We start from the raw sequence: 24,385 nt of genomic DNA, 5'->3' as shown, positions 1-24,385 counted from the left end.
CCTTATTTTCTTACTTAATGATCAAAACGGCCAAAATAACGTTAATGATTGAAACAATCCACATTACTGGTACACCTTGCTTCAACAATTCACGGCTGTCGACCTTCATGTACTTCAAGGCCCAAACGTTCCATGATTGCGTCAAGTCAGTAGACACAGCCATCAAACTTGGCACGTACATCAAAGGCAACAACAATGAATCTGGGAAAATGTGGGCACCTGCCAAAACGGCAGCTGTCGCAGCACCGGCACCCCAAACGTGCAAAGGTCCACGGAACAATGCCAATGGTGCGGCAATTCCCAAAGCCAAGGCCAACACCCAAATGTTAGAAGGCAAAATTGACGTCAACAACGTTTGGAAACGAGCAGCGTTAATTTGCGCAGCACCTGAGAACATGATCAAGGCCATCAAGAACATGATCAAACCGGCAATATCAGAAATAGCGGTTTGAATCGTATCGTTCAAGAAATCAATAAATGACTTCCAGTGACGCATCTTTCCCGTCAACAACATGGCAAGCAACGTTGCCAAAATCAATGATGGTACCGCATCCCACTTGAAGGCCAAGTTCATAAACACTGGCACAACCGGTACGATAAAGGCAATCCATGGAATCTTAACTTCTTCAGTTGATTCCTCGGCACCCACCAATTCCAAGTTTTCGTTAGCCTTGGCTGGGTCAAATGACTTACGGTGCAAGAAAAGGTAAATGATAACGGCCAACAATTGCACGGCCATCGCAGCAATACCGAAAACCAAGTACTTACCACCATATTCAGCCTTTGGGAAGAATGCCTTAATTTGGTTAAATAACACCAAGTTTAAGTACATTGGCGCACCAACTGACATCAAGAATGCTGGCAACGCAATCTTACGTGGAATACCAAGTGACAACATAATTGGCAACAAGATAACTCCGATGGCGATAACTGACCCAACACCGTAAGCACTGATGAAAATCAAGGCCGTGACCAAGACCACCAAAATGGCTGCCAACATCACGTTCTTTTTACCAGCCTTCGCGGTGCGTTGTGAAATGGCTGGCGCAATGCCTGAATCAACCAAGACACGACCGAACCAAGATCCAAACGCAATGTAGATAATCGTTGGTCCGTAATTCAAAGCTGGTTCAGCAAAGACCTTCTTGATTGCCACATCAAATGGTACCAATCCAATCACGGCCCACAAGATGGCCATCACGAAGAAACCAACCATCAAGTTTCCACCCTTAAAGATGTAGAAGATGAAACCGACGAACGTCAACAACAATAGAATTGCAATAATCGTATTAACCATGATTAGCGTACCTCCATTGCGCGACGAAGCATCGTGACTTGCGCGGCGATTTGCTCATCCGTCATCATTGGGAATTCAAGTGCGACATCAACGTCAGCGTTGAACGCTTGGTAAATCTTTTCCCAATCAAATAGCCCCTCAGCCAAATCATCAGTGACAACCAGACCGTTATCAGTTTCGGCCGCGTTTTTGAAGTGAACGTAATCTGTGTAAGGTGCCAACATTTCAGCACTCTTAACCGCATCACCCTTTGTAAATGCCCAGTTACCAAGGTCGTAAACGTAACCAATGTTTACACCCGCATCTTTGGCATCACGCAAGAATTCGTGAATTGGCTCTAGGTGACCGCTTAGTTCAGTTTGATCATTTTCAATATTGATTTGAATATCAGCAGGCCATGCTTGAAAAGCTGCTACCAAATCACCATCGAAATGTGCGTAATCACCTAGATTAAACTTTGCTTTTTGCGCTCCTAGTGCTTGAAGCTCCGCAATATATTGCGGTAACTTCTCGTTTACCGCCCCATTTACAAACAGTTCATCTGGAATACTCAACGCTAATGTTAACTTGCTAGCTTCCGCCGCATCACGTACAGCCGTTAGCTCAGTTGCCAAATCCTTGAAGTACTCACGACGAACTTCAATACCGTCCGCACCTAGACGTGCAGCTTGCGCGACAAGGTCAGCTTGTGGTCGCCCTTGCTTGACCGCATCCTCAAAAATCCATGTGTTCAAAAATAGTTTTGCCATGTCATTCCCCTGTGAACAATCGCACCATTTCGTCAAATCGTTTAATTGATCAGCTCATCCATCAATATCATGTGTCTTTTTTAGGTTAAGCGCTTAACCAATGTCTAAAAATATATGGGCGTAATGCCCACCGGTTCAAGTCACTCCCTAATCTAACCCGTGGGTAAAAGTTAGGTAAGCGCTTAACCTTACGTGAAAAGAATAACACCCATTACAGGTGTTGTAAACCACTTATTCATACGTCGCTGCAATCACCACTTTTTCAGTGTGTTGCATTATCGTCTTTTTATCGAGTCGGCGTAGCAGCAACTCAGCCGCCGTAGCCCCCATCAGAAAGGGATTTTGCTGGATTAACTTCACGTTCGGGTTCAAGTCACGTGCTAGCTTCGTGTCTGAAAAACCGGTCACTTGGCGTTGTTCATTTAACACATTTTCACGAATCATGTGTGGTAATATTTCGAGCATCAAGCGTTCCTTGAAGAAGAAAATAACCGTTGGTTCATCCCCTTGCAACTGGTGCATCATTTCGTTTAATACTTCTTCACCAACAATGCCTGAACGTGGCACCTCTACCATTGTTGCATTTGGATATACAGCTTGTACGCCACGCCAACGCGCAGTACGAGTTGAGACACTAGCGATTGGTTCAGTCACAACAATCAAACGTGTAAAGCCAGCATCATGATAGTGCTGCGCTGCACGCTTAGCTGCTTGTTCATTATCCGTCACCACCATGTCGTAGTTACCACCCATCGTTTCACGGTCAACAAGCACAACTGGCAGTCCTTTCTTGATGTGCTTTTCCAGCAAACTATCATCATCTGAAATCGGCTGAATAATCACACCGTCAAAGTTTTGCTGGCTCACACGATCAAGTAGAGATGCTTCCCGGGCCACTGATGAATTCGTATCAAATAGTACGCCCGTGTATTGTTCTGCTTCAAGGATTGAAGATGCACCCTTAAAAAATTCCGTTGAAAAATAGTCGTCAACATCTGCAGCCACAACTGCAATCAAACCGCTACGTTGCGTCATCAATTGAACAGCCGACGCATTAGGCACATAGCCCGTCTCTTCGATAATTTGCTTAATCCGATTCGCTGTTTTGTCGGACATTTTTTCTAATCGACCATGCAAATATCTGGACACAGTCGCAATACTGACACCATCGCGTTCTGCAATGTCATTGATATTTAATTTCTCTTCATTTGCCATTGAAGAACTCTCCATTTCAGATTGTGTTATTCAAAGTATAGCATTTTATAGATATGTGGCAAAATACACAAAAACAGCGAACCGCCGAGGCAGTTCGCTGTTTTCGTTATTATTTCGCATATTCCACTGAACGTGATTCGCGGATAACCGTAACCTTGATGTGGCCTGGGTAATCCAAATCGTGTTCAATTTGGTTCTTGATGTCGCGGGCCAAAACCGTTGCTTCCAAATCAGAAACAGCAGCTGGCTCAACGATAACACGAACCTCACGACCCGCTTGGATCGCGAATGACTTTTCAACACCGCTGAAGTCATTTGCAATGGCTTCAAGTTGTTGTAGTCGTTGAACGTAGTTTTCAAGTGACTCTGAACGCGCTCCTGGTCGTGCAGCTGAAATCGAATCAGCGGCTGCAACCAAGACGGCGATAACAGACTCAGCTTCCACGTCACCGTGGTGTGAGGCAATGGCATTAATCACAACTGGACGTTCCTTGTACTTCTTGGCCAACTCTGCACCAAGCTCTACGTGAGAACCGTCAACTTCATGATCGATTGCCTTACCAATATCGTGTAATAATCCTGCGCGCTTGGCAAGCGTAACGTCTTCACCTAACTCAGCAGCCAACATGCCCGTTAGTTTAGCGACTTCAATTGAGTGTACGAGCACGTTTTGTCCATAACTCGTACGGTAGTTCATGCGACCGATTGTCTTAATCAAATCAGGGTGCATGTTGTGAATGCCCAAATCAAAGATTGTTTGTTCACCAACTTCACGGATGTGCTCATCCATTTCCTTACGGGCCTTTTCAACCATCTCTTCAATGCGAGCTGGGTGAATGCGACCGTCGGCAATCAACTTCTCCAAAGCATTCTTCGCAATTTCACGACGAACCGGATCAAATCCACTCAATACGACTGCTTCTGGCGTATCATCGATAATCAAATCAATACCAGTAACCGTCTCGATGGCACGAATGTTTCGACCTTCACGACCGATAATTCGTCCCTTCATGTCATCGTTAGGCAACGTCACAACTGATACCGTTGTTTCGGCAACCATGTCTGCAGCAGAACGTTGAATGGCGCTAACCACCAAGTTCTTAGCCCGCTTTTCAGCTTCGGCTGCAGCTTGCTCTTCGCTTTCCTTAATCATAACGGCACGTTCAGAAACCAAGGCATCCTTCGTCTCTGACAAGATTTGCTCACGAGCGTCATCGCGACTCAAGTTTGCAATCTCAACCAACTTTGCTTCACGTTCTGTAATCAATTCTTCAGCACGCTTTTGCTTATCGTTGACACTTTGTCGTTGGTGATCAAGTTTCGTTTCCTTTTCCGAAATGACTTCTTCACGCTTTTGCAATGAAGCATCCTTTCGGTCCAATACAGATTCACGACTTACCAAACGCTCTTCTTGTGACTTCACTTCCGCACGGCGGTCTTGAAGTTCACGTTCAATGCGTTCTTGGTAACGTTGGCTTTCATCTCGCGCTTCGACGATGGCAGTCTTTTTCATCTGCTCAGCATCGTTAGCGGCTTGACTCGTAATATCTGATGCGGTTTGGCGTGCAATGGTTAGCGAGTGATTAATGCGAGTCTTCGCAACTTGATAACCAATCGCAACGCCAATTACGATTGCGACAAGCGACAGCAGGATGATCATTGCAATGTTCATCTTGTATCTCCTGTCTATAGAGTTGACTTTCATGTCAAATCAATAGTGTTTTTTTGCGCTTTATTAACACATGTTTCATTTTAGGCTTTTCCACAACATAAGTCAATTTATATCGGAATTGCTGTAGGTTACAAAAAGCCCGTCATATCAACCTTTCGGGGACATGACGGGCCATATGTTTCACGTTGTAATCGTTTCTTAATTTTCGGGTGCAACCACGGCACGCAAAGTGAATGACAAGACCAAACGAATGATTGTGGCGACGATTGGTGCCACGAACAACCAAGGTGTGATAAAGATGCCAAGGCCAGCAGCAATCAACACAATTAGCAAAACAACCACACTAGTCCAGAGCAAAACCTTCGTGTCAGCCCCCAACAAAGCGTCGGTTGTATCCCACAACTTTGGCAAGTCAGTCATCGTTTCAACGTGGACGTCAGCAATCATATCTTCCTTGTCAACGGCCACCGTCAACAATGGCGTCACATTTTCTGGGACAACTTGGTTCGTAATCAACATTGATTCACCATCGTTCACCCATTCGGCTTGCTTGGCCGCCTTTTCATCAGGCGTCAAGTCAGTCGCTGGTTCCGATAACGTCCCCATTAGCTTCGTCAATTGTTGGACTGATCCAGATGTATCAGCCGTTGCAATGTATGTTGTGATGCCACGTTCACGGAAGAAACGGTCAATTGGCAAGACCGCCTTACTCATTGACGTCCCAAACGTCATGACACCGACAACTTGCATGCTATCAACAACGTAGCTGACCGAATTGCCAAGCTCCTTATACGTTGCCAAAACGTCTTGATCTACCGTGTAATCATTTGCTAAGACGAACGCTGCTGAGACAATCGCAAAGTGTTCATTCAAAATCACACCTTGGATACCAGCATTCGGAATAAGTTCCACCTCACTGGCGCTTGAAGGATAAACACCATGTTCTTCAGCAAACGCCAAAATATTCTTAGAAAGCACCCCGTTAACTGGTTCAACCAAGCCAGTCACAATGCCTAGGATGTCAAAATCACTGTAACGATCATCCAAAGACATCACAGAAGTCACCGTCACGTCGTCGCCGGTCAACAAACCAGTCTTTTCAACAACGGCATGGTTCACATCACGTACTTCATCAAGTGCGTGTGGATTTTGGAAGGTCACCCCTTCCTTAGCTAGCGCACGCAAAATGCGGAAGCGACGCCACCCCGCCCAGAAAGCTGGCCAACGTGGATCAACGACTAGCAAGACTGACGTTGCGACCGTCAAACCAGATTGCCAGTTCAACGTTAGGCCAAAGAAGATTAAGGCGTAGATGGCCAATACGACAACTACCCACGTCAAACGGCGTGTTGCCTGCTTCATGACATCATCTAGCGGAATCGCACGTTCACGACGTTGCAACAAACCAAACGTTAGTAGCAAAATTGTCAATCCGCCTAGCATGACTGGCAACGTCATCGTCTTCAAGAAGTCACCGTCAATCGGTTGCTTGTAAATCCAAGCCGTCGTCGCCAACCAAAGTGTTTGACCAATAATCGGCACCCACAAAGTCGTTAGTCCCTCTTCTTGGCGTTGGCGCCACGCTTGCATCCCCATGCGCACGTCAACCACAATCACAAACACAGTCGCGATTGCAAAGGCTGCCATCATCCGGTGTGGGACTGACAAATCCAAAAACGGACTCATGCCTAGTAACACTGGCATTATCAGCGCCGTCAAAACTGTCAAAGCCACCCCAACAATTGCATATCTGAGATAACGAAGCTGTAATGTTAACATAAATTCATACCCCTCAATATTTTAGAATAAAAAAATAACCGCGCCCAATGGACACGGTTATCAGTAAGGAGAATGTGGGATTCGAACCCACGCGCCGCTTTCACGACCTGACGGTTTTCAAGACCGTTCCCTTCAGCCAGACTTGGGTAATTCTCCATAAATTGCGGGAGCAGGATTTGAACCTACGACCTTCGGGTTATGGGCCCGACGAGCTACCAGACTGCTCCATCCCGCGATAATAAAATTAAATTGTGACACCAGAGATGCCAAAGGAGGATGTGGGATTCGAACCCACGCGCCGCTTTCACGACCTGACGGTTTTCAAGACCGTTCCCTTCAGCCAGACTTGGGTAATCCTCCAAAACATGTAAGTTACTTATCGCAACCACATGTAATATAATAGGCATTTGCCTATTAAATGTCAACACTTTTGTTGAAGCAATTTAATTTTACTTTTTCAACTGACGCGTTGCCCAGACATTCGTCAAGACAGCCCCCAACATCAACAAGGCACCAACCCAGTAAATGTTGTGCAAACCAAACGTCATAATGTCGCGCAATGGCGCAATGTGACTAGCTGGCAAGTTCTTTGCTGTGTTTGGATCAATTAATTGATTCAACTCGGCGAAGTGCAAGTTGTGGTGTGACTGCAAAGCAATCGACATTGACACATTAAGGACAACACCATAAACAGTTGTCATCATCGTTTGAACCATAGCACGGGCCAAGTTGTTAAATGATGTGGCCATACCAATTTGGCTTGGCTCAACTGTTTGTTGGGCCATCACCGTTGAGGCCGTAATCGTTGATCCCATCGTCAAACCGAAAATCAATCCAGTAGCTAGGAACAAAACGAATGGCGCATCCCCTGGCATCACAGCCAACATGATGGCATAAAGCATACCAACAAACAAACTAAACTTAAAGAGGTATTGGGCACTGTGCTTAGCCAAAACGCGACCAGCAATCACGGCACCAAACATCCAAACAACAGAACTTGGCGTCACAACAAATCCAGCGACTGATGGCTTCATACCACCAAGTGCTTGCATCCACGTTGGCAAGTAAATGTTGTAAGCGATGATGAATCCAGCAGTCAAACCAGCGATTGTATTGGCAGCTGTGAAGTCAACTGACTTAAACATCTTCAAATCAATCAATGGCTCTGGCGCCTTGCGCTCACGCTTGATGAACAAAATCAAACCAAGTACTGAGGCGACGAAGAAAATTACCATCAACAACCAGTTTGCTTCTGAAATCATTTGCAAACCAAGCAACAAACCAACGATAAATACTGACATCCAAAGGACACCTGGATAGTCAATAATGGCTTGGCGCTTTTCGAAGGTATCTTTATAGAAGAAAATTAAAATAGCAATCGTGATAATACCAATTGGCAAATTAATAAAGAATACCCAGTGCCATGACAAGTTTTGAACCAAATAACCACCAACTAGTGGTCCAACCATCGAGGCGACACCCCACGCAGTTGAATTCAAGCCCATGATTGAGGCACGCTTTTCGATTGGATAAAGGTCAGCCAAAATCGTAAAGGCAACTGGCATAATACCACCGGCACCAATACCTTGAATAGCACGCCAGAAAATCAACGTCGCCATGCTATCAGAAACACCACTCATCATTGAGCCAATCAAGAAAATGATTAATCCAGACAGCATCGCCGGCTTGCGGCCAATTAAATCTGATAACTTACCGTAGATTGGTGTTGCCACGGCAGTCATCAACATGTAAATACTGAATACCCAGCTCATCAACTTGATGCCGTGCAACGATCCAATGATTGTTGGCATAGCTGTTGAGATAACAGTTCCCTCAATAGCTGACATAAAGGTTGATAGCAGGATGGCCGCTGTAATCAATCCGACGTACTTTGGCTTTGCTTCCATCTTGTTCACCTGCTTTCGTTTTGTTCGACTTATTATTCTAACATTTTGTAAGCCGATTAGCGGATTTTAGGTCCTTATGTAAAAAATCACGTTAATTTGACTCATATTTGGCACTTTTTAGTTAGAGCCTCAAATTTGCAGCATACTATAATCATTCAGAAGCGCAGATATGCGCCCTGACTTATCCCTAGCATAATTGAAGATCGCTGACTAGCTGGTTTCCCCCTCCCCCCTTAGATTCTTTTGCCAACTAGCCAAATCTTCTTAAAAAACACGCGCACCCCCTGGCGCGTGTTTTTTGTTATCCAAACCCATTAAAATGATTGAAAACATCAAAATCTTCCCACCTCAGGCACTTTTCTGCCGTAGCGCCCCATTACCTGGCATAATAAATCACGTGCTAACCCGTCACTAATGTCTACCATCTCTCTTTCCCTTTCTCAGTAGATGTTAGTCGACTTTGCACCACGGCCTTTTAGAGAGAGCCGCGTGGGGGTTAAAAACAACTTCATCAAAAAACGGCGGAGCAGATATGCTTCGCCGTTTTTGTTTACTTCTTTAGTTTTAACGTCATGGCATTAATCGCCACTATGATGGTTGAAAGTGACATCAAAATGGCACCAACCATCGGATCAAGTTTAAACCCGACTGGAATAAGAATGCCAGCCGCTAATGGAATCGCAATCAGGTTATACCCCGCTCCCCACCATAGGTTCTGGATCATCTTTCGCTTAGCTTGACGTGCCAATTCAAGCAACGTCGTCACATCAGCGAGCTTTGAATCAACCAGCACCACATCCGATGCATTAATCGCGACATCAGTTCCGGCACCAATCGCCACACCCAAGTCAGCTTGGGCCAATGCAGGTGAGTCATTAACCCCGTCACCAATCATCATCACCGCACCGTTTGCTTGGTACGTCTTGACCAACTCAATCTTGTCGGCCGGCTTCAAATCAGCACGGACTTCGTGAATACCTAAAGCTGCCGCCACGCGTTGCGCCGCTTTTTCATTATCGCCAGTCAACATTACCGGTGTGATGTTTTGTTGATGCAAGCTTTCAATAAAGGCTTGCGCATCCGGCTTAATGGCATCTGACAAGCCAATAATCCCAAGTGGCTCATCATGCTTCAACAAGACGCTGACCGTCTCGCCGGTTGTCGTCGCTGTCGTAATTAGGTCACGAACTTGTGAATTGATGTTTGCCGGCAACGTTGTTGGTGACACCAAGCGGTAGTGGTCATCGCCAATCATACCGGAAACTCCCTCACCAGCCGTCGCCGTTTGATGCATCACCATTGGCACGTCCAAATCGTGGGCTGCTTTTAAGATGCCAGTCGCCAACGGGTGTGAACTACCTTGTTCAAGGGCTGCTGCATAACGCAACACATCATCTGACGTCCACCCCTCAGCCAAAGCGTTAACGGTTTGCACCTTAAAGTTGCCTTCCGTCAGCGTTCCTGTCTTATCCATCAACACGTAACGCAACTCGTTCACGCGTTCCAAAGCGGCACGGTTTTGGATAAGCAATCCGTTTTGAGCAGCCAAACCAGTTAAACGTGCAACAACTAGTGGAATGGCCAACCCGAGGGCGTGTGGACAGGCAATAATGAAGACTGTAACCGCAATTGGCAAAGCATATGCAAAACCATGGATGGCTGTCCAAATCACAAATGCTAAAATACCAACAATCATCGCGGCGTAGAACAACCAGCCAGCCACGCGGTCGACTAACGTCTCGGCGTGTGATTGATTTTGTTGCGCATTAGCAACCAAGTGTTGAACTTGCGCCAAGAAGCCATCGTCCGAACGGTGCGCCACCGTCATCGTAAATGAGGCGCCACCATTAAGCGAGCCGCCAACAACGTGGTCGCCCTCATGCTTCATGACGCCAGTTGATTCACCAGTTAGCAGTGATTTATCCAACGTTGGCATACCGGTTAGGACACGACCATCAACTGGCACGCGTTCGTTTTCTTTAACCAGCAAGACGTCGCCCAATGCCAAATCTGAAATCGCGACATCCATGAAGTGGTCACCATGATGACGGCGGTGGGCCATCTTAGGTACCAAGGCCGCCAAACCATCCACGGCAGAACCAGCCTTCATCACTGCATTCATCTCGATAATGTGGCCAATCAACATAATGTCGATTAACGTTGCCAACTCCCAGAAGAAATCCATTACCATGACTTCGGGATGCAAGGCATTCATAATCGTGGCGTACAAACTGTAAACGTAAGCCACCACGATGCCCATTGTAATCAGCGTCATCATTGCCGGCTTGCGACTCTGTAATTCGCCACGAGCACCGCTAAAGAATGGCGTGCCACCATAGAAAAACAGAATTGAACCTAGCAACAATACCAACCAATTTTGACCCGGAATGCCGGTAATCGTAAACGGCATCTTCATCCCCATCATTGGTGACAGCAGGATAATCGGTATCGTCAAGATTAATGAGACAATCAACTTTCGCTTCATATTTCCCATATGCATCATGTGCCCACCGTGCATCATCATGTCATCATGATTCATGTGGTCCATGTCATGATGCGCCATTGGCATATCCATGTCCATATGTTTTTCATTCATATTCATCTGATGTTCGCTATGCTCGTGCATGCTCATATCATGATGATGATCATGTTTTGTCATTATTTCCCTCCGTGTGTACAACTTCACAATTCATTCTACCGCCAAACTTTAAATAAGCAAAATGATATTAAAAAACGTTCCGGCTGATTTTGCCAGAACGTTTCTCTTTCTCTAGTTAGCCGCAAGCACTGCCTGTTGCCGCTCAACCAGCTTTGGATAGTGCACCTTGATACGCGCCGGCATCCGGACTGGCTGGAGATTAACTACTAATTTATTCGCTGATTCCAACTGCAATAACGCATCCTTTTGCGCCTGAGTTAATTCGTCAGCATATTGTTGTACATTATTGTGTAGCATGACGGCACCTGTAATTTTCATTGCATAAGCCGTCATTGCGGTATAACAAACCTTGGGTACTGACTTCATGTAATTCTCAATTGTCGTATCAAGCGCCTGTGCTGCAAGCACATTCATCATCATACTGTGAGAACCACGTAAGTCGTAATACAAGCCGTTTGGTAGCAAAATGCCTTCCAACCCCGTTTCAGGCTTATTAGAACAGTCATTTGTCGCCAAAAAGCGACTGACTGACATTGGTGGATTAGCTGCCATGTACTCTGAGACTGCGACTTGCACAGACCCATTTTCTTTTAACCAATTTTCGATCCGTTGTGACTTCTCCATTGCGTCCATAAGTGCACTTCCTTTCGTAGCCGGTGGATACGTTAAGCGTACGCCTATTTCAGTCAAATGTTAAATGATAACCCTTATTGGATTGCAGATTGCCACGCGCCTTCGATTTGTTCATTTTGTGTGACAGTAAAGACGCTATCATCAGTGTATGGGTAATCAGTTACATAGGCATTTCCGTCATCAGCAAAGTAGTACAAATAGGCTTCATCATCATTTGAAAATAGCCAAATGTATTTAACACCATATAATCCATTACCTTCACCGGTTTTTCCAGGCACCAACGTCTCGCCTGTATCTGTGTAGCCTGTATCTCCACGATAATCAGACATATTAAGTCGCTCAGCCGTCTGACCCAAATCACTGGCAATACTGTCTAATTGATTACTTAAGCTTGTGACATCTACCTTTGTCTCAGAATTTGCTGCAGCTTGGCTAGATTCGCTTGCCGCCTTTCTAGACTCCGCTTTCTCTTTAGCAACGGATTCGCTACTTGCTTTAGACGCTTCCTTCATTGATGACATTTTCGCTGACATACTTTTAGCCTTGGCCTGTTGCTTTTCCGTCTTATTTTGCGTAGCTTCATTCTGTTGATGAATATGCGCTGCCCCAACGCCTAGAACAACCAGCAATAGAATCACCAAGCCAATAATGATACCGCCCTTTTTACCTGTTTTGGTGGCACTGTCCTTCGCATCCACTCGTCGAGAGGTTACTGGTTGATTGGACGTCTTCACTCCTTGTCCTTGTTGTATTGGTGTAGCTTCTTGCTTCCCAGCTTCTGGCGCAGGTTGCGAAGCCGTTTGAACAGTCCCACTAGCTTTGCTATCATCAGACAACAGTTTTTCTTTAAGCTGATTAAACTCTTCCTGAGTAAGCGCACCTGCATCTAACATCGCCTTGTATTCTTTTAATTTCCTAACAACTTCAGGATTCATATAATTCCTCCCATTTCATTAATCATGACAATATACTTAGTCGAACGTGACCGGATCGTTATTTAATCGACCAGTTCCCCTAATCCATGAATCATCACCTACCTGTGTACCGTCTTTATCATAAGTATCGAACATCCAGAATCCTGGGAATATGCCGTTAGATTTAATATCAGATGTAGATACCTTCTCATCCATCGCCGATTTAACATCCGTTGAGGTCGTATCAACACTATCAGCATTCAATCTAAATGTGTCGTGATCATAAGAACTAGCAAAATTAACCTTCACGGGCGTTGTGCTTAGATAATACTTATCGAAAAACAACCACACTTTTTTGTGTCGAACCTCGATACGAACCGGCACTTGATCATCATCATAGTCAATGACGTCCTCCCCTCGAGCCAAGGTATCAACGATACTATCCGGGTTCTGAACAACACTCCAGTCATTTATCAATTGTTGTGTACCAGGCAATGCCCAAACCGCATTCTGGGACGTTTCGTCAAACTGCTTTAACAATTCATCCGGCGCATTATTTCGAACTGCGTTCCCCACTTTGAGTGACAAATCTGCCTTCGTTTCCCGCGTGACCATTCCACCAATAATAAATCCAACAATTAATACAGCAAGTGTCACAATTATCCCGATAGGTCGCTTGGAAGTAGGTGCAGCGATTGGCTTTTGTGGATTTTGTGGCTTTTGTTCGCCAGCAACCACAGAAACTTGATTGTCTGTCGACTTTCCAGCGGCCTGCTTATAATTGTCGATATCGCTCATTTCGCCATTAATAGCATCCTGCTTCAGTTTATCAAATTCTTCTTGTGTAATAGCTCCAGCGTCTAACAAATCTTTTAGCGCTTTAATTTCTTCTAGCATAACTATCCTTCCGTAATAATTTCTCGACAAAAAATGGCCAGTACAATAACTGACCACACTGTTAACGACGACCTCTTAACAACACAATGACAATCCATATGACAATAAACAAAATGATTATTTTCGTCATTGATAATGCAACTGCCAATAGAATCATGCCTATAAAAATTAGTATCACCCACAACCACATCTTAAGCGCTACCATTTTTGGTAGGCATATCGTAGCTATTATTAATGCGACTAAAATCCAAAGCATGTTATTAACCTAGAATTTCATCTTTCTTCTTGTCGAATTCTTCTTGTGTCAAAACACCCATATCCAAAAGCTCTTTGAGTTCCTTAATCTTCTCTACGTCAGTCTTTTCGGCTGTCGCTGACGCAGCCGATGCTGACCCAGCTTGAACATTTGTTGCTTGGGGCGCTGCTTGAGTTGTTTGTTGAACAACGACTCTAGGTTGGACAGGTTGCCCATCTTCTTTAACGACAAACGGCACGACAATCAACGCAAGAGAGGCAAGCATCAAAATCCAAAGTCCCCAGGTTGGATCTGCACTACCGTAAATTCCTGCGTCGGCTCCACCATTCGTCAATTCATAGAATCCAATAATCAGATTAATAGCTCCGGCTACAACAGCCGCATAACGGAAAAATCCTTGTAGTGGCTTATCACGACCACCGACTGCCACTGCTACTACACCTGCCGCCAAGAAAACAATCAAGGTAATCCACCTATCTCCAGCCGTTCCCTTAACAGATTCCTTGGCGAGCGATGCAAGACCGCTAATTTTGAACCATGGCAAAAACGTTGTGAGCATTCCCACAACAGCAACCACTACAATTGCAAATCGTTGTTTCGTCATTCCTAACATAATTAATTCCCCCTATTTGATAACATCGATTTAAAACTACAACCCCAAAATTTCTTTCTTCTTTTTATCAAATTCTTCTTGCGTGATAATTTCCATATCCAGCAATTCCTTCAGTTCCTTAACCTTTTCTACCGGTGACTTCTCAACTGGGGCCGCTGCTGCATGTTGCACGACTACAGTTGGTTGACTAACACTTCGCAAGCCTCGTTGCCCGTCTGACTTCACGTATTCATCGATGAATTCGAAGATTTCTGCTGCCAGATTCTTTTGCTGATACGCCCCCACACCGGCAGTGACCAGCAATGGGGCGAAGACGATGGCACCGGCCGCTGCCGCCACTCCCTTATCAGTCCAGTCACCGCTTCCAATCTCTACCGTAATAATTTCATCCGTAATGACTTCAATCTTCACCTTAGTGGCTTTTGAAACGCCCATGAACTTCTTCCATGAATTAGCTTCACGTTCTTTGGCTTGGATAATAAAGCCATCATCGATAGGAAGCACTTCGGAATGCATGCCCTTTTCTAGGTCGAAAAACTTTTCAAGTCCTTCAGCCACATCTTGTGCATTCAGCTTTCCTTGTAGCTTAAAAACTTTAGATGTATCCATGACATTATCTCCTTAATATTTATTTAAGTTATCGTTAACCTTACCTAAAGAATACGAAATGAAAGCGCTAACTTCAAATAATACGCCTTAAGGCACAAAAAAGACGGCCAGCCGTTAAGCTAGTCGTCTTTTTCATAGTTATCAATTATCCCAAGTGCTTCAAAACAAACGTGTTGTATTGGTCAGCTACACCAGCAAGGAATGACTTCGTTCCTTCGTTAGTAATCTTTCCACCTTCGTTTGCCAATTCGGCCGTGTTACCAATGTAAAGCTCTGGTTGGTGCATGATTGCCATGTCCAAGAAGTCCAAAGAGTTACGTAACACGTGGTGTGCAACAACACCACCAAGACCGGCGATTGATTGTGAGGCAGGCAAAACTGGCTTTCCAGCCCATACGTTTTGTCCCCATGGACGTGAAGCAATGTCCAAAGCGTTCTTCAATGCAGCTGGCACTGAACGGTTGTGTTCAGGCGTTACCATGATAAAGGCATCTTGTGCAGAAACCCACGCACGGAAGTCTTCGTATTCCTTAGGAGAGTTAGCATCAAGGTCTTGGTTGTACAAAGGCAACGTTGCGATGTCGAAGTATGAAACTTCTGCATCAGCTGGCAAACCAGCAACAAGGGCCTCCGCTACACCAAGTGAGTATGAGTTCTTACGAGTTGATCCTACAATTACACCGTACTTTGTCATGATTAAAATCTCCTAACTGATTTGTACTACATTTCACTTACAATTTATAAGTCTATATTGCGTAGCACGAAAAAGCAAGGTGTCAAATGAAAAGGAACGTCCCATTTACGGTCCATTTTGACCCGCAAATGTAGGCGTGTTCTGACTTGGTGGCACAATTATCTAACTTTTTGAGAAAACCGCAAAAACTTTCACTTTTCTTTGATGACAAAACAAAGTAATAGCAATATGCTTACAGACATCTCGAAATTGTTCGTTTCTGTCATTCGGTTAGATAAGACCAGCTTAAATTTATTACTCCGCCCCACAAAACCACGAATCCTTTGGCTACATCTAACTCTTGTCGTCGCCTGATATTTACTTCCCTGTCGAAAAAATCTTTCTCAATTATTGTTATGTTAAGGAACGTTCCGTCCACGCATGATACAATCGTCTAATAGTGTACATGTGTCTATTTTATGAAAAGAGGTTTATATATGACCATCGATCGTCGAATAAAAAAAACACAAGTCGCCCTGTCAGACGCCCTGCTTTCACTGTTACCAACAACACCACTAAACAAAATTACAATCAAATCAATTGTGGACATTGCTAATGTCTCTAGAAGCACCTTTTACGTCCATTTTGATGACGTATTCGATTTATACGACCAAACCGTCAATGAGTTACTAGTCGGCTTGGTAAATCAAATAACTGCAGATTATCCCGATTTGTCCGAAGACAGTTTTTCTCTGTTGGTAAGCAACTTAGTTAGTTACATAGATGATCACAAACACGCATTTGTTGTTTTAACGCAATCACAAAACACTGATTTATTCGGTCGAATGATACCTATCTTCATTGAAGAAATTTTGTTACTAGAACACCTTGATCGTAATAACCCGACTGATTACTACGGTGTGACCTACTCCGTAACAGGCACAATTGGGGTGGTTAATCAATGGTTGCAGGATGGTGCCCAAACAGATAAGCAAGTCATCATTTCAATCTTGACGACAATCTTTGAAGAATACTAAAACAAGGCTGGGACAGATACGTTTGTCCCAGCCTTGTTTTTATCAGTATTGTTTTGCGTACAACATCGCCGTTAAGGCAACATCTTCGCCGTTAACCGGTAGCGAAATTTGTTTTTCTCCTACCCGTTCAAAGCCACGCTTGTCATAGAATTGGTAAGTTGAACCATCATCCGTGAATAAATAGATGTGTTTGTTCTCCAAATCTTTTTCTGCCGCAATTAGCAATTGTGTTCCGATTCCTCGGCCAACAATCTCTGTATTGACCAAAAAGAAATTCAACTCGCCATCAACATGTTGCCTTTGCTTATAGTTTGCTAACATTTCATCATTAGCACTACCGTACTGGTCAGATGTATCCGCATATCCGCGTTGCATGAGCCACTCCATCAACGCAACGAATTTTTGCGCCCACCAACTACGATACGCTTTCTGTTCCCCATCAATATCTAACAGAAGTACGCCAGCAAACTCATCCCCTTCATAAGCTGCGTAGATTCGCGTGGCACGTAGCAACTCTAAATACCAAAAATATTTGGCGTAAAAATATAACTCGAAACGATTTGATGTGTACCGTGATAAATGCATCCCCGTAATCGCAAATCGTTGAATCTTCCCAAAGTCTTTTCGCTGCAATGGCTTAATTTCCATGATTATCCCCCCATTCCAATTTTTAAAAACACTTATTCCGCTGTGTCAGCTTGCGTCAAACTAATAACCGCTGGCAACACCAAAGGAATTAAAATAACTAGCAATACCAAGCCAACAATCACAACAAGGGCAACTTGAATTAGCGTTAGAACACCTGACGGAATCAACGCGGCAAAAGTTCCACCCAAAATAACTGCGGCAGATAAAACAACCGTCCCAATCATCGCAACCGACTTGATTAGACTAGCCTTTATCCCTACGCGGGCATCCTTATGAGCCGCTAATTCGTCGCGGTACTTCAGCATCAAGAAAATGGTGTAATCAACACCCAATGCTATTAACATGATGAATGAGAAGAAGGGTGTATTCCAAGTCAAACTATCTTGGCCTAACAAAGACGATGTCACCCAGTGTACGATGTTCAGTGCGGCATAGTACGCCAACAGTAGCGTCCCTTCAATAGCAATTGACTGCCAGAACGAGCGTGTGACGAACAACAACGCAATTAAGATTCCCATCAACATGATGGCCGCTGTTTTAACAAAGTCTTTCGTCGCTAAATCATTCAAATCCTTGGTTGAGGATGTCGTACCACCAATTGCGAAGGTAGCATCTTTCAAAGCCGTACCAGCCAAAGTGGCCGTTAATACAGCTTTGATATTATCAATTTGCTTTGTCGCATGTACCGTACTTGGATCACCCTTCAAGTACACTGTAATTGACGTCATCTTACGATTATCCGATAGGTATGTGTCCAATGACGACTTAAAGTTCTCACCATGAATCATATCATTTGGTACGTAAAAAACATCTGATGATGATGCTTGCTTGAGTCCCTTCACGTACTTGTTCACGTCATTCGTGCCGGCACTAACTTCACCTAGGCCACCATCAGCGCTAGCCAATCCCTCTGACAATGTCTTCATTTGACCAGCAAGGCCGGTAAACCCAGCCGCAAATTGCGAGTTGCCGTTAGCAACTTGTTGTGCCCCGGCCGTCAATTGTCCAGTTTGCGAATCAACTTCATTCAACGCTGTGGTCAATTGTGTTGTCCCAGACTTAAGTTGATCCATTCCCTCTGATAATTGTTGAATCACACTCGCCGACGTTGGCAACAGCTGATTTGAGGCTTGCGTCAATTGGGCAACCGCTGTTTGTAGTTGGCTAGTTGTTTCATTTAATGATGTTAGCTGACTTGCCAATGCTTGATCCGCATCGCCAATTTGCTGTGCCTGTTCACCAATAGCCGTCAAAGATGCTGTCACTTGTTTCTGCACAGCAGCCATTTCAGCTTGCTGCTTTGCCAGTTTGTCATCAATCGATTGCTTAACAGCAGCCTGTTGTTCGGCCGTCATTTCAATGCCTGCTTGCTTCATTTCATCAAGCAGTGACTGCGCGTCAAAGTCGCCGTCTTCACTCACGTTTTGCAACGCCTCGTTAACGCTACCGAGTTGATTGCCAATCTCGTTTGCAGCTGAACCAATCTTCGTTAGGTGATCAGTCACATCTGCGTCCTGTTGATTATTGGTCAGATTAACTTGTTCATTTAATTGGTTAATCGCCTGGTTTAATTCAGGCAAAGCCGCTGCTAACTGTGCAATCTGTTCCTTATCGGCCGTCCCTGCTGTCAACTGACTCTGCAATTGATTAATGCCCGTTGTAATCTGGCCAATACCTGATTGCAAAGTTGCTGCACCAGCAGCCACTTCCTTTGACCCATCTGACAACTCTGTGGCTGATTTCACAGTACCACTCATGTCAGAACCATCAATTTCCGTCTTCGCTGAATGCAAACCAGACTTAATTTGTGATAAGCCATTTGTGGCCGACCCAAGTCCAGAAGTCACGTCTGATAATTGTTGCTTAACGTATAGCGCTTTGATTTTTTCACCAACTGGTTGGGTTACGGACATTACTTTTTCTACGCTCTTAATTGACTTAAGGTTTTGCGTAACTTGATCAATTACCCGAAGATCATCTTGATTATCTAATGTTGTATTTGACTTTAAGTAAATCGTTGTCGATGCCGCCATCCCCTTCGAGAAATGAGACTGAATCAAATTATATCCTTGTTTCGATGGCGTCTTGTCACTCACCTCAACCGCACTATCGTAATTTAGATCACCGTGACTTTGTAATGCAATCGGCACCAAGATGATTATGATTGTCCCGAGTGCAATTACTGGACGCGCTAAAGCCGTTTTGGTAAGGAATTGCCAGAAGCGACTTTCACCTTCAACTTTAAACGACTTGGTTGGCCAGAACATAAACGGTCCAAACGTCGTCATAAAGAATGGGTTTAATGTTAACAGCACCAACAACAAGACTGCCACACTGATAGCAATACCAAATGCCGACTTATAAAGGTAAAAGTCAGCAAAATAGAGCGTTCCCATACCAATCAACACCGATACGCCGGCGTACAAAATGATGCGGCCACCAACTCGAATGGCCTCTTTTGATGCCGCAAACTTGTCCAGTCCACGCACGAGGCCTGAGCGAAACTCATTATATAACAAAATATTATAATCGGTTCCAATCCCAAAAAGGACAATAATAATAAACGCTTCCGTTAAATCCGAGTATGACAATCCCCAATATTTAACCATGTTATACACGATACTAATGCCAACTACCGCTGACACGCCAACCGTAGCTAATGACAAAATCGGTGTGATTGGTGACTTAAAGACAAAAATCAGCACAACAAAAATAAAAATAACAGCGATTAATTCTGTTTTGGCGATTCCCTTACCGGTAGCATCACCGAAATCTTGGTCCAAGATATCACTACCTGTAATGTAAGACCTGACTTGTTTTGTAGCAGTTGCCGCCGTCAGTTCCTTTTTCATTTTCGTAATATCGTTTGACTTCACTGTTAGCTGTACCAGTCGTGTCGTTTTATCCTTCGAAACGACCTGTGACTTCACCTCGGAACTATCTCCCGCATCCGTCACACCAGTAATTTTATATTCGGTCGCATTATCTCGTAGCTTTTTGACAGTTTGATCAATTGCTTGATTTTGAACATCGGTCAACGGTTGATTACCATTTGTGTATACGGCAATGACCGTTTTCGCACCCTTATCTTTTACACTAAATTGATTGGCCAATTTGTCTGCCTGTACACTCTGATAAGAGTCCGGCACTGATTGGTCAGATTTCAGACTGGACTCGTCCGGAAAGAAAACTACTGCTAGTGTCAAAATTACAGCCCAAAAAACAAACCAAAGACTGTTCCTATTCTTGAAAAATGTCATATCATCGCCTACCATTCCAGGTCTAAAAAGGCCTCTATTCATTGGCTTTATTATGTAAGATGATGGATTTCAATCAAAACACTATTTTTAATCAAATGTCCGTTATCGGACAAAAATACAATAAACGTCCAAAAATGGACTTATATCAATTTTTGCAACAAATTTATACAACTGCCCTGCTGGACAGGTTGTTCATTGGTTTTTTGTTAACTTAAACAGATTTATCAGCTTGCAGATTAAAAACAAAAAAGCCTCGAGATACATCAACGTATCTCGAGGCTTTCTCAACTATTTATGCGATCGGCGGGGGTCGAACCCGCACGGTATCTCTACCACAGGATCCTTAATCCTGCGCGTCTGCCAATTCCGCCACGACCGCATGTCTGTACCGAAAGTATCAGCACAGATTATATTATCAGATATAGCGCTTATATGCAAGCTGACTATATCTCGTCATCATTGTTATGACGGGGTTGCAAGACCTCTACCTTAACGTCTTCAGCTGGTTCGTCTTCTGGATAATTAATAATAATATCCTCATCAGCTGGCGTTACATCCTTGCGCACCCCAGGTTCCGCTTCAGCTTCGGTTTGTTGTGACTTGTCTTTCTTGGTGATGTCATTAAACACATTAACAACCGCGTCCTTGAATTCACCAACCTTGTCATTAATCTTGGCTTGGTTTTCTGGATCAGCCAAATAGTCGCCACCCTTTTGTGCTTGCTCGCCCAATACAGTCACGACATCGCCAGTCTTCTTAACGACCTTACTTACTACGTCTAAAAATGCCATGGCACTTTCCCCCTTTTCTTTCTATTATACCTGGTTACCAAAAAAGAGTGGACTTTCATCCACTCTCCTCGTTTACTTTTCTGTTGGTTCAATCATCGTCAAACCGATTCGTTCACGCTTTACGTCAACGTCAACCACCCAAACCGTGATGATGTCACCAACGGCAACAATCTCATGTGGATTAGTAACGCGACGCTTCTTAGCCATGCGTGAAATGTGAACCAGACCGTCTTCGTGCACACCCAAATCAACGAATGCCCCGAAGTCGACCACATTACGTACTGTTCCTTGCAATTGCATCCCCGGCTTCAAGTCCTTCAATGACAACACATCCGAACGCAACACAGCACCTGGCGCGTCATCACGCAAATCACGACCTGTGTTACCCAATGAGGCAATGATGTCTTGCAACGTTGCGAGACCGATGCCAAAACGATCAGCTGTCGCTTGATTGTTCAAACGAGCCAATGGCTTTTGCGCGGCTTCACCTAGTGCCGTGACACCTGCCTCAGCCAGCAAAGCCTCCGCAATTTTGTATGACTCTGGGTGAATGTCAGTGTTATCCAACGCATTCTTTCCATCTGGCAAACGCAAGAATCCCGCAGCTTGCTCAAATGCCTTAGGGCCAAGCTTTGGTACCTTCTTCAATTGCGCACGTGACGTAAATTGACCGTTCTCATCACGATAAGCCACGATGTTTGCGGCCGTCGTCTTTGTCAAACCAGCAATGTGTGTTAGCAATTGTGGTGACGCCGTATTCAAGTTAACACCAACTTGGTTAACAGCTGTTTCCAATACTGCATCCAACTCCGTTTCAAGTTCCTTCGTTGGCAAGTCGTGTTGGTATTGCCCAACGCCAACCGCTTGTGGGTCAATCTTAATCAACTCAGCCATTGGATCTTGCAAACGACGGGCAATTGAAATGGCTGAACGTTGCTCAACTTGCAAGTCAGGGAATTCAGCACGCGCCATATCACTGGCTGAGTACACTGAAGCACCTGATTCGTTAACCACGACATATTGCAAGTCAGGCAAATCTGACTTGATGATGTCAGCTACAAAGCTTTGTGATTCACGAGAAGCTGTTCCGTTTCCGATGGCAACCAATGACACCCCATACTTCTTCACCAAGTTAATAATGGTTTGCTTAGCACCCTTAGGATCGTACTGCATACCACGCAATGGGTAAATGTGCGCCTTCTCCAAGAACTTACCATTCTCGTCGACAACCGCTAACTTAGAACCTGTGCGGACACCTGGATCGTACCCCAATACCACACGGCCACGTAGAGGCGCTGCCATTAGCAAGTGGTACAAGTTTGTTCCAAAGACCTTGATGGCATCCCCAGCTGCGCGATCGAACAATTCCTTGCGCAATTCGCGTTCGATAGCTGGTCCAATGAAACGCTTGTAAGCGTCATTGGCAGCTGCTGTCAAAACGTCGGCTGATTCGCCAGACTTTGACCCAACCAAGCGGAACTTTAAGTAACGCTCAATAGCGGCCACGTCAACATCGATGCTGCCTGACAACACGCCTTCATTTTCACCACGGTTAATTGCCAAAATTTGGTGGTTCGCCACCTTATTCATTGGCATACTAAAGTCGTAGTAAAGTTGGAAAATGCCTTGTTCGTCCTTGTCACCAGCGCCACGCTTTTGCTTAGAAACCAAACGACCGTGGTCACGGGTGTACTTACGAACCCAGTCACGCAAACCAGCGTTTTCACCGATAACTTCGGCAAAGATTTCGTGTACTCCCGCCATAACGGCTGCCACGTCTGGCAAGTCCTTGTCAGCATCAACAAACTTCGCTGCTTCTGCTTGTAAGCCTCCCGCTGGGAACTTTTGCACGAACTGCGCCATTGGCATCAAGCCCGCTTCCTTGGCAATTGTGGCCTTTGTACGACGCTTTTGCTTGTATGGGAGATACAAATCCTCCACCGCTTGCATCGTATCGGCTGCCACCAAAGCCTTCATCAAGTTTGGCGTCATCGCCTTTTGCTCAGTGATGGCCTTCTCGACCGTCGCCTTGCGTGCTTGCAAATCTTCCAAACGCTTTGTGGCTGCTTGGATGTCACGGATTTGGACTTCATCCAAGTTTCCCGTGACATCCTTACGGTAACGCGCGATAAATGGCACCGTGTTACCATCAGCCAACAAATCAGCCGTGGCTGTCACTTTCTTAAGTGGCAAGGCTAATTCCTTTGCTACTTCCCCAACGATATCAATCTTTAGGGCATCATCTACCGCCGTCGTCATTACATTACCGTGTTCATGATGCGACGAACTTCCACCAAGAACTTCTCCATCAACGTATCTTGATCCGTTTCTGATTGCTTAAAGTCATCCATGTTAATCGTTTGGTTTTCAACGTCCAATGACTTAGCCATCATTTCAGTGGCATCAGCATATTCACCAAACGTCTTCTTCATTGATTGGTGCACGCCCATCAAACGAACCGGCGCAGCAATGGCGTTGATCTTAGCTGAAGCGTCCTTGTAAACGGCAACCGCTTCGTCAAATTCCATTGCAATTTCTTGGAATTCAGCCTTTGGCATCTCGGCTACCTTGTCAGCCTTGATAGCATCGTCCAACTTCTCAAAGAAAGGTGCCACCTTATTACCAGCATCCTCAGTTGCTTGGATAACCGCCCCCAAGTTTGCTGCGTATTGTTGTGGTGAAACGAACTTCGTCTTAGCCATGAATAGAATCTCCTTCTTGCCTTTAACGGCACTGATAATTAACAATAATGATTCTATTATAACAGGTTTCAGAG

General features: G+C 44.7%; 19 protein-coding genes and 4 tRNA genes. 1 reads left to right on the top strand and 22 read right to left on the bottom strand.

The window, feature by feature from the left end:
* Positions 1 to 10 precede the first annotated feature (10 nt).
* The 16 genes from OIT45_RS07840 to OIT45_RS07765 all read right to left on the bottom strand — a co-directional run bounded on the left by OIT45_RS07840 (position 11) and on the right by OIT45_RS07765 (position 15,894).
* Positions 11 to 1,297 (bottom strand): SLC13 family permease, encoded by a 1,287-nt coding sequence (locus OIT45_RS07840; protein WP_003608982.1) that lies wholly within the window; start codon positions 1,295 to 1,297, stop codon positions 11 to 13.
* 2 nt (positions 1,298 to 1,299) lie between these two features.
* Positions 1,300 to 2,046 (bottom strand): sugar phosphate isomerase/epimerase family protein, encoded by a 747-nt coding sequence (locus tag OIT45_RS07835; protein ID WP_199404359.1) that lies wholly within the window; start codon positions 2,044 to 2,046, stop codon positions 1,300 to 1,302.
* Positions 2,047 to 2,277: 231 nt separating this feature from the next.
* A complete protein-coding gene (locus tag OIT45_RS07830) occupies positions 2,278 to 3,261 on the bottom strand; it encodes a LacI family DNA-binding transcriptional regulator (RefSeq protein ID WP_199404358.1) in 984 nt (327 codons plus the stop codon).
* A gap of 109 nt (positions 3,262 to 3,370) precedes the next feature.
* Positions 3,371 to 4,933, bottom strand: a complete 1,563-nt coding sequence (gene rny / locus OIT45_RS07825; protein WP_003608988.1) for a ribonuclease Y — start codon at positions 4,931 to 4,933, stop codon at positions 3,371 to 3,373.
* Between the two features lie 198 nt (positions 4,934 to 5,131).
* A complete protein-coding gene (locus OIT45_RS07820; RefSeq protein ID WP_199404357.1) occupies positions 5,132 to 6,712 on the bottom strand; it encodes an ATPase P in 1,581 nt (526 codons plus the stop codon).
* A gap of 66 nt (positions 6,713 to 6,778) precedes the next feature.
* A tRNA-Ser gene (locus OIT45_RS07815) sits at positions 6,779 to 6,868 on the bottom strand.
* 5 nt (positions 6,869 to 6,873) lie between these two features.
* Positions 6,874 to 6,947, bottom strand: a tRNA-Met gene (locus OIT45_RS07810).
* A gap of 35 nt (positions 6,948 to 6,982) precedes the next feature.
* A tRNA-Ser gene (locus OIT45_RS07805) sits at positions 6,983 to 7,072 on the bottom strand.
* A gap of 89 nt (positions 7,073 to 7,161) precedes the next feature.
* Positions 7,162 to 8,619, bottom strand: a complete 1,458-nt coding sequence (locus tag OIT45_RS07800) for an MDR family MFS transporter (protein WP_199404356.1) — start codon at positions 8,617 to 8,619, stop codon at positions 7,162 to 7,164.
* 550 nt (positions 8,620 to 9,169) lie between these two features.
* The gene (locus OIT45_RS07795) at positions 9,170 to 11,278 is read right to left on the bottom strand and encodes a copper-translocating P-type ATPase (RefSeq protein WP_413743292.1); all 2,109 of its coding nucleotides are present in this window, start codon (positions 11,276 to 11,278) and stop codon (positions 9,170 to 9,172) included.
* Between the two features lie 111 nt (positions 11,279 to 11,389).
* Positions 11,390 to 11,911 (bottom strand): hypothetical protein, encoded by a 522-nt coding sequence (locus tag OIT45_RS07790; RefSeq protein WP_135798339.1) that lies wholly within the window; start codon positions 11,909 to 11,911, stop codon positions 11,390 to 11,392.
* A 74-nt stretch (positions 11,912 to 11,985) separates the two neighbouring features.
* Positions 11,986 to 12,846 carry an SHOCT domain-containing protein gene (locus OIT45_RS07785; protein WP_199404355.1) on the bottom strand — a complete coding sequence of 287 codons (861 nt, stop codon included), beginning with the start codon at positions 12,844 to 12,846 and terminating at the stop codon, positions 11,986 to 11,988.
* 36 nt (positions 12,847 to 12,882) lie between these two features.
* Positions 12,883 to 13,722, bottom strand: coding sequence for an SHOCT domain-containing protein (locus OIT45_RS07780; RefSeq protein WP_199404354.1), 840 nt, complete (start codon positions 13,720 to 13,722; stop codon positions 12,883 to 12,885).
* 260 nt (positions 13,723 to 13,982) lie between these two features.
* Positions 13,983 to 14,591: an SHOCT domain-containing protein gene (locus tag OIT45_RS07775; RefSeq protein WP_199404353.1), complete on the bottom strand. Its 609-nt coding sequence runs from the start codon at positions 14,589 to 14,591 to the stop codon at positions 13,983 to 13,985.
* 36 nt (positions 14,592 to 14,627) lie between these two features.
* Positions 14,628 to 15,200, bottom strand: coding sequence for an SHOCT domain-containing protein (locus OIT45_RS07770; RefSeq protein ID WP_242458272.1), 573 nt, complete (start codon positions 15,198 to 15,200; stop codon positions 14,628 to 14,630).
* A 145-nt stretch (positions 15,201 to 15,345) separates the two neighbouring features.
* Complete coding sequence (locus OIT45_RS07765; RefSeq protein ID WP_003608999.1) at positions 15,346 to 15,894, bottom strand: NADPH-dependent FMN reductase; 549 nt, start codon at positions 15,892 to 15,894, stop codon at positions 15,346 to 15,348.
* Positions 15,895 to 16,370: 476 nt separating this feature from the next.
* Here OIT45_RS07765 and OIT45_RS07760 point away from each other — a divergent pair, with 476 nt between their 5' ends.
* A complete protein-coding gene (locus OIT45_RS07760; RefSeq protein ID WP_199404352.1) occupies positions 16,371 to 16,910 on the top strand; it encodes a TetR/AcrR family transcriptional regulator in 540 nt (179 codons plus the stop codon).
* 42 nt (positions 16,911 to 16,952) lie between these two features.
* On the opposite strand, the gene OIT45_RS07755 is transcribed toward OIT45_RS07760, so the two are convergent.
* The 6 genes from OIT45_RS07755 to OIT45_RS07730 all read right to left on the bottom strand — a co-directional run bounded on the left by OIT45_RS07755 (position 16,953) and on the right by OIT45_RS07730 (position 24,311).
* Entirely contained in the window at positions 16,953 to 17,558 is a 606-nt protein-coding gene (locus OIT45_RS07755; protein WP_199404351.1) for a GNAT family N-acetyltransferase, read from the bottom strand.
* Positions 17,559 to 17,590: 32 nt separating this feature from the next.
* On the bottom strand, positions 17,591 to 20,764 hold the full coding sequence (locus tag OIT45_RS07750; protein WP_242458271.1) for an MMPL family transporter: 3,174 nt from the start codon (positions 20,762 to 20,764) through the stop codon (positions 17,591 to 17,593).
* A 349-nt stretch (positions 20,765 to 21,113) separates the two neighbouring features.
* Positions 21,114 to 21,197, bottom strand: a tRNA-Leu gene (locus tag OIT45_RS07745).
* A gap of 64 nt (positions 21,198 to 21,261) precedes the next feature.
* Complete coding sequence (locus OIT45_RS07740) at positions 21,262 to 21,609, bottom strand: hypothetical protein (RefSeq protein WP_135388661.1); 348 nt, start codon at positions 21,607 to 21,609, stop codon at positions 21,262 to 21,264.
* A gap of 72 nt (positions 21,610 to 21,681) precedes the next feature.
* Positions 21,682 to 23,868, bottom strand: a complete 2,187-nt coding sequence (locus OIT45_RS07735; RefSeq protein ID WP_199404349.1) for a Tex family protein — start codon at positions 23,866 to 23,868, stop codon at positions 21,682 to 21,684.
* Positions 23,868 to 24,311, bottom strand: a complete 444-nt coding sequence (locus OIT45_RS07730; protein ID WP_199404348.1) for a hypothetical protein — start codon at positions 24,309 to 24,311, stop codon at positions 23,868 to 23,870. The genes OIT45_RS07735 and OIT45_RS07730 overlap by 1 nt, the downstream gene beginning before the upstream one ends.
* Between the last annotated feature and the right edge of the window lie 74 nt (positions 24,312 to 24,385).

The organism is Weissella sp. LMG 11983 (genome assembly GCF_025908495.1).
Lineage (GTDB): Bacteria > Bacillota > Bacilli > Lactobacillales > Lactobacillaceae > Weissella > Weissella fermenti.
Note: the sequence above shows the minus strand (reverse complement) of the source record. Positions and strands in the feature narration are given on the sequence as shown.